The organism is Accumulibacter sp., assembly GCF_029255125.1.
In the GTDB taxonomy this organism is placed as follows: domain Bacteria; phylum Pseudomonadota; class Gammaproteobacteria; order Burkholderiales; family Rhodocyclaceae; genus Accumulibacter.
The window spans coordinates 1-6,443 of record NZ_JAPUVR010000049.1; the positions used below are offsets into that span (position 1 = coordinate 1).

General features: G+C 66.7%; 7 protein-coding genes and 1 pseudogene. 4 read left to right on the plus strand and 4 right to left on the minus strand.

Annotated elements, in window-relative coordinates; all coding sequences use genetic code 11:
• Positions 1–1,419: NAD-dependent succinate-semialdehyde dehydrogenase (locus tag Q1L59_RS02490; RefSeq protein WP_300327714.1), on the minus strand; the 1,419-nt coding region annotated here is incomplete at its 3' end.
• A gap of 44 nt (positions 1,420–1,463) precedes the next feature.
• On the opposite strand from Q1L59_RS02490, the gene Q1L59_RS02495 reads away from it, so the two are divergent.
• The 4 genes from Q1L59_RS02495 (at position 1,464) to Q1L59_RS02510 (ending at position 4,594) form a co-directional block, all read left to right on the plus strand.
• A complete protein-coding gene (locus Q1L59_RS02495; RefSeq protein WP_300327715.1) occupies positions 1,464–1,958 on the plus strand; it encodes a C40 family peptidase in 495 nt (164 codons plus the stop codon).
• Between the two features lie 66 nt (positions 1,959–2,024).
• Complete coding sequence (locus Q1L59_RS02500; protein ID WP_300327716.1) at positions 2,025–3,770, plus strand: cation:proton antiporter; 1,746 nt, start codon at positions 2,025–2,027, stop codon at positions 3,768–3,770.
• A gap of 270 nt (positions 3,771–4,040) precedes the next feature.
• A complete protein-coding gene (locus Q1L59_RS02505; protein ID WP_300327717.1) occupies positions 4,041–4,313 on the plus strand; it encodes a CopG family ribbon-helix-helix protein in 273 nt (90 codons plus the stop codon).
• A complete protein-coding gene (locus Q1L59_RS02510) occupies positions 4,301–4,594 on the plus strand; it encodes a type II toxin-antitoxin system RelE/ParE family toxin (RefSeq protein ID WP_300327718.1) in 294 nt (97 codons plus the stop codon). The genes Q1L59_RS02505 and Q1L59_RS02510 overlap by 13 nt, the downstream gene beginning before the upstream one ends.
• Positions 4,595–4,655: 61 nt before the next feature.
• Here the strand turns inward: Q1L59_RS02510 and Q1L59_RS02515 are convergent.
• From Q1L59_RS02515 to Q1L59_RS02530, 3 genes and pseudogenes are all read right to left on the minus strand, one after another.
• Positions 4,656–4,905, minus strand: a pseudogene (locus tag Q1L59_RS02515) (transposase); the annotation flags it as partial.
• Positions 4,845–5,222, minus strand: a complete 378-nt coding sequence (locus Q1L59_RS02520) for a hypothetical protein (protein ID WP_300327719.1) — start codon at positions 5,220–5,222, stop codon at positions 4,845–4,847. The pseudogene Q1L59_RS02515 and the gene Q1L59_RS02520, both read right to left, overlap by 61 nt.
• A gap of 793 nt (positions 5,223–6,015) precedes the next feature.
• On the minus strand, positions 6,016–6,443 hold a 428-nt coding region (locus tag Q1L59_RS02530; protein WP_300327720.1), incomplete at its 5' end, for a formylglycine-generating enzyme family protein.

Below are 6,443 nucleotides of genomic sequence, written 5' to 3' on the forward strand. Positions count from 1 at the left end.
GAGATACTCGGCCAGCCCGTGGCGCGAACCCTCGCGCCCGATTCCCGACTGCTTGATGCCGCCGAAAGGCGCCACCTCGTTCGAGATCAGCCCGGTGTTGATACCCACCATGCCGTACTCGAGCGCCTCGCCCAGGCGCAGGCAGCGCGCCACGTCGCGCGTATAGACGTACGCCGCCAGGCCATACTCGGTGTCGTTGGCCAGACGAATCGCCTCTTCCTCGTCGGTGAAGCGGAAGACCGGCGCCAGCGGTCCGAAGGCTTCCTCGCGCGCCAGGCGCATCGCCGGCGTCGCCCCGGTCAGCACCGTCGGTTCGAAAAAGCGCCCGCCGCGCGCGTGCCGCTTGCCGCCGGTGAGCACGCGCGCGCCCTGGGCGAGCGCATCGGCGAGCAGCGCCTCGACCTTGGCCAGCGCCGCCGCGTCGATCAGCGGCCCCTGCGCGACGCCCTCCTCGCTGCCCGCGCCGACGCGCAGCGTCGCCACGCGCGCCGCCAGTTGCTCGACGAAACGATCGTGAATGCCCTCCTGGACGAGCAGACGGTTGGCGCAGACGCAGGTCTGGCCGGTATTGCGATACTTGGCGACGAGCGCGCCTTCCACCGCCGCCGCCAGGTCGGCGTCGTCGAAAACGATGAACGGCGCGTTGCCGCCGAGTTCGAGCGACAGCCGCTTGACGGTCGGCGCGCACTGCGCCATCAATTGCCGGCCGACCTCGCTCGACCCGGTGAACGACAGCTTGCGGACGAGCGGGCTGGCGCACAGCACGCCGCCGATCGCCCGCGGATCGCCGGTCAGCACGTTGAGCACGCCGGCCGGCAAACCGGCGGCTTCGCCCAGCCAGGCGAGCGCCAGCGCGGTCAGCGGCGTCTGCTCGGCCGGTTTGACGACGACCGTACACCCGGCGGCAAGCGCCGGAGCGACTTTGCGCGTAATCATCGCGAGCGGAAAATTCCACGGCGTGATCGCCGCGCAGACGCCGATCGGCTGGCGTATCGTCAACAGCCGGCGGTCGCCGGCCGGGCTCGGAATCGTCTCGCCGTAAGCGCGCTTGCCTTCCTCGGCGAACCACTCGACGAAGGCCGCGCCGTAAGCGACCTCGCCGCGCGCCTCGGCAAGCGGCTTGCCGCACTCGGCGGTAATCAGTTGCGCCAGGTCTTCGCCGTTGCCGACGATCAGCTCGAACCAGCGGCGCAGGATCGCCGCGCGCTCTTTCGCCGTGCGCGCCTGCCACGCGGGCAGCGCGCGGGCGGCGGCGTCGATCGCGCGCGCCGTCTCGGCCGCCCCCATCAGCGGCACGGACGCGATCTCCTGGCCGCTCGCCGGGTTGCAGACCGGCAGGCTTTGCCCATCGTCGGCTGCCTGCCAACGACCGTCAAGATAAGCTGCGGAAAGCAGCAGGCGCGCGTCGGCGAGTTGCATGGCCGTCTCCGAAAAAGCAAAAACGGCAGTTTATACTGTGCACCATGCGTCTCCAAACGATCATCGTCGGTGCCCTCGGGCTACTCGTCGCCGCCTGCAGCAGCCTGCCGCCGGACCCGGCGGCAACGGCGCCCCGCCCGGCTGCCGGCGCCGCAGCGAGCGACAAGGGGCACAACGTCGTCCTCTACGCGCTCAGCCTGATCGACACCGACTACCGCTTCGGCGGCAAGCACCCGTCGGCCGGCCTCGACTGCAGCGGCATGGTGTCGTACATCTACCGGCGCGCCGCCGGCCTGAACGTCGCCGGCAGCGCCGCCGACATCGCCCGGCGCGGCCGGCCGATCGCGCGCACGCACCTGCGCCCGGGCGACCTCGTCTTCTTCAACACGCGGAACGCCCCGTTCTCGCACGTCGGCATCTACATCGGCGACGACCGCTTCGTGCACGCACCGTCGACCAACGGCCGCGTGCGCATCGACCAGCTCGCCGCCCCCTATTACGCGCAGCGCTTCGAAAGCGCGCGCAGCTACTTCGACTGAGCGCCGCCCGGCCGGCCGCGCGCCGGCGAGCGCCCACCCCTTTCCGCCACCCACCGACTGCCCCGCATGGACCCGCAATCCTTCGTTCATTCCGCCGTCCTCATGCTCGTCGTCGCGGCGATCGCCGTCGCCGTCTTCCGCCACTTCGGACTGGGTTCGATCCTCGGTCTGCTCGTTGCCGGAATCATCGTCGGCCCGCACACGCCCGGACCTTTCGTCACCAACCGGGTCGACGACGTGCGCCACTTCACCGAGCTCGGCGTCGTCCTGCTGCTCTTCCTGATCGGTCTGGAGATGAAGCCGCGCCGCCTGTGGGAACTGCGGCGAACGCTCTTCGGGCTGGGATCGCTGCAGATCATCGTCTCGGCGCTCGCCATCGCCGCCTACTTCCGCCTGTTCATCCCGGCCTGGCCGACCGCCATCCTGCTCGGCGCCAGCTTCGCGCTCTCGTCGACCGCCTTCGTCATCCAGATGCTCAGGGAACAGGGCGAGATTGCCAGCCGGCACGGGCAGACCGCCTTCGCCGTGCTGCTCATGCAGGACATCGCCGTCGTCCCGCTGCTCGCCATGGTGCCGGTGCTCGCCGATGCCGGCCCGCTGCCGAAAGGCATGCCGCTCTGGGAACAGATCGGCAGCGCGCTGGCGATGGTCGCGCTCGTCCTGGTCAGTGGCCGCTACCTGGTGCCGCGCGTGCTCGACACGCTCGCCCGGCGCAACAACCGCGAAGCCTTCTTCCTCGCCGCGATGGCCGCCGTCTTCGTCGCCGCCTGGGCGATGGACCACGCCGGAATGTCGATGGCGCTCGGCGCCTTCCTGATGGGAATGATGCTGTCGACCTCGCGTTACAGCCTGCAGATCGAAGCCACGATGGAGCCGCACAAGGGCCTGCTGATGAGCCTCTTCTTCGTCGCCGTCGGCATGTCGGTCAACGTCGGCGCGCTCGCCGCCCAGCCCTTGCAGTTCGCGCTGCACGTGCTGGCGATCATCGTCATCAAGGTCGTCGTCCTCTACCTGCTCTGCCTGCTCTTCGCCACCGGCCGCGGCACCGCGCTGCGCGTCGCCTTCCTGCTCGCGCAGGGCGGCGAATTCGGCTTCGTCGTCTTCGGCGCGGCCAAAGCGCTCGGCGTCATCGACGACCTCGTCTTCGTCACCGGCGTCGCCGTCATCTCGCTCACCATGCTGCTCACGCCGCTGCTCGTCAAGCTCGGCGACCGCCTGGCCAACCGGCTGCACGAATCCGCCGGCGGCGTGCACGAGCGCTTCCGCCCGCCGGCCGGCGGCGAACACGTCGCGCGCGTCGTCATCGCCGGCTACGGCCGCGTCGGCCACACGGTGGGCACGCTGCTCGCGCACAACGGCATCCCCTACGTCGCTTTCGACAAGAACGCCACGCTCGTCGCCGAATGGCGCAGCGCCGGACACCCGGTCTTCTACGGCAACATCGACGACCCCGAACTCTTCGCCAGCTCGGCGCTGCACGAAGCCGACCTGGTCGTCCTGACGATCGACGACCGGCACGCCGCGCTGCGCGCGACGGCGATGATTCGCACGCACTCGCCGGACATTGCGATCGTCGCCCGCGCGCGCGACCTCGCCACCTGCGACGCGCTCTATCGCGCCGGCGTCAACCAGGCCTATCCGGAAACCCTAGAAGCCAGCCTGCGCCTCGGCGCCGAGAGCCTCGAAATCCTCGGCATCCCGGGCGAGCAGACCGATCTGCTGCTGCGCGGCGTGCGCAGCAGCGACTACGCGCTGGTGCGCACCGGGCCGGAAGCCGCTGCGAGCAGCGACGCCGACGACCCGCCGGGCTGAGGGCGAGCACAGAAAACGTCGCTCGCCGACGAGCGCGGCTGATGCCCGTCTTGGGGGTGTAATGACCGTCGCTGTTTGAGGGGAAAATAGGGCGGAATGTAACATGGTCCACGTGTCGCGCTGGGTGCGCGGGCACCAACCCGGAATCCATAATTAGCTTACAAGTATTTACCGGGCAGCGTCCGACTTGACCGACTAACGATCGTTTGACGGACAGGGCAGGAAGGGTTAGATTTTCACTTGGTATCACCAAGTAATAGGAGCGCAGCAATGGCAACATCGCTCAAAATTGACGACACGCTGAAAGGTCGCGTCCACCACCTCGCCACCCAGCGCCGTCGCTCGCCCCACTGGATCATGCTCGAAGCCATCCGGCAGTACGTCGAGCGTGAGGAAGCTCGCGAGAGCTTCAAGCAGGAAGCCTTGGCATCCTGGGTCGCTTATCAGGAAACCGGTCGGCACCTGACTGGCCAGGAAGTTCGCACCTGGTTGAGCACTTGGGGCACCGAAGATGAAAAGGCGATTCCTGAGTGCCACAAGTAATCGTCACCGAAGGCGCGGCGGAAGGCTTGGAGCGATGCCGGCGCTTCCTTGCCGTCAAAGCCCCGGATGCCGCCAGGCGAGCAGGTCAGGCCATCGAGCGGCAATTCCTGCTGCTGGAAACGGCACCCGACATTGGCCGTCCGTTCCATGAAACACCGGAGCTGCGCGAACTGGTGATTGCCTTCGGGGATTCCGGCTATGTCGCCCTGTACCGCCACGAACCGGCTGCCGATGCGGTATATGTTCTGGCATTCCGGCATCAGAAAGAGGCGGGCTACTGATGAGCGTGAGCGAATTCCGCCGACGGGCAGCGAAGATCGACCAGCGCATGCAACAAAGCGGTCGGTTCTTCTCGGAAGAGAGCATGCCGCCGAGCCTCTTGGCGCTGGCGTGCGATCAGGCGCAGGTGTCGGATATCCGCCGGCGGGATGAATGACTGGCGCAACAGGCCGGCGCACGCCAACGTGGCCAGCCACTGGGCATCGGCGACATCGGCCCTGCGCCCGGGTACATTCTTGACATGCCGGGCATTCACCACCCTGGCCAAGATGCCGACGCTCTCCAGTGCGGCATAGGGACTCTTCCAGTAAACTCATGATAAACCATCAAAACTTCTTTCATCTTCTGGTCAGAATCGGGGTTGCGCCGTTCCAGATAGTAGCTCATCTTGTGCGGCTTGATCTGTCGCTCGTTGAGAATCCACCACACCGTGTTCTTGCCCGCTTGCGCCAAACGGGGGTGCCCGGTCTCAACGGCATGGATCGAGGCAAACTCCGACAACGCCGAAATCGACCATACTTCCGCTGCACGGCCATGGTCTTTCGGTTTGCTACAGGCCAAACTCACCACCCAGGCCTTTGCCTCATCGGTGATCTCCGGCGGATGCGGACGATGGTACGTGTCCTTCAATCCAGCCACCACTCCGCCAGCCAACGCCTTGTCGATACACTTGTGACGGTTGAACCTCCCACACCCGTTCGCCGCATGACTTCAGCAAACGACCGATGCTCCACGTACGCCAGCAGTATCTTCGCCCTCTCGGCCTCGCGCAGCGGCGCTGTCCTTGACCTGGACAACTCCTCAAGCATCTGCTTTTCTTCCGCAGTCAATCACAGTTCCCCACGACTCGTCTTTCCCGGCATGCTTGCACCTCCTCCACAATCACCTTGCAATCATCTGATTATCGTCGAAAGTTGAGGCTTTTTGTCGCAACGTTCTACCTGGCGGTGAGAGGTTTGCGGAACTCCTCTTCCAGCATTTCGCCGGGGGATACCGGAGCGAACTCGCACAGGGTTCTGGTCCTTCAGCGATCATCGACGATCGCCACATCTGCCAAGCCGTCCGCTGTCCGGACAAGGCAGACGCCCCAGCGATCATTGCTCCGGATGCTGTGCTGTCCCCTTCGGTTACCGGTCACAGCATCGAGGCGATTTCCTGGCAGAACGCGCAGATCGTCGAGAACGGAAGACCCGTCAAGCCGGGATAGCCCGCACAGCGCCCGGTGCTCGCTGCCCACCCGGCGACGAACGCTCCCACCGGCGAAGAGCGCTTGCGTATCCTGGCACTTGAAGCTCTGGATGGTCGCGGCGCATCGTCACGCGCGGCGTGACGAAGGGCAACACCGACCGCTGGCGGGCAGCGCTGGCCGTCCCGTACCCCGCGCGTCCCGCGCGGCGAACAGGACGTCCTTCCGGTTGAAGGTTCACCTGCCTGCTGGCTGGTGACCTAGGGCGAGCCGGAACCCGACGACCCGGTCGCGGTAGCCAGGCCCGTCCCAGCTACGGTCGGCGGAACGCACGTTCCCGCCGTTGGTGTTCCACGAGCCGCCGCGCACCACGCGGGAATCGCCACTCGGTGGCCCTTGCGGATCGACCTGCGGCTCATTCGCGTAATCGCCGTACCAATCCGCACACCATTCGTACACATTGCCGTGCATTTCGTACAAGCCCCACGCGTTCGCCGGCAGCGACGCCACCGCCACCGTCTTCTGCCGATACAGCCCCTTCGCGCCGCCCGCGTAGGGGTAGTTCCCATCGTAGTTGACCCGCTCCGGCGTCAGCTCGTCGCCAAACGAAAACGGCGTCGTCGTCCCCGCCCGGCACGCGTATTCCCACTCCGCTTCGCTCGGCA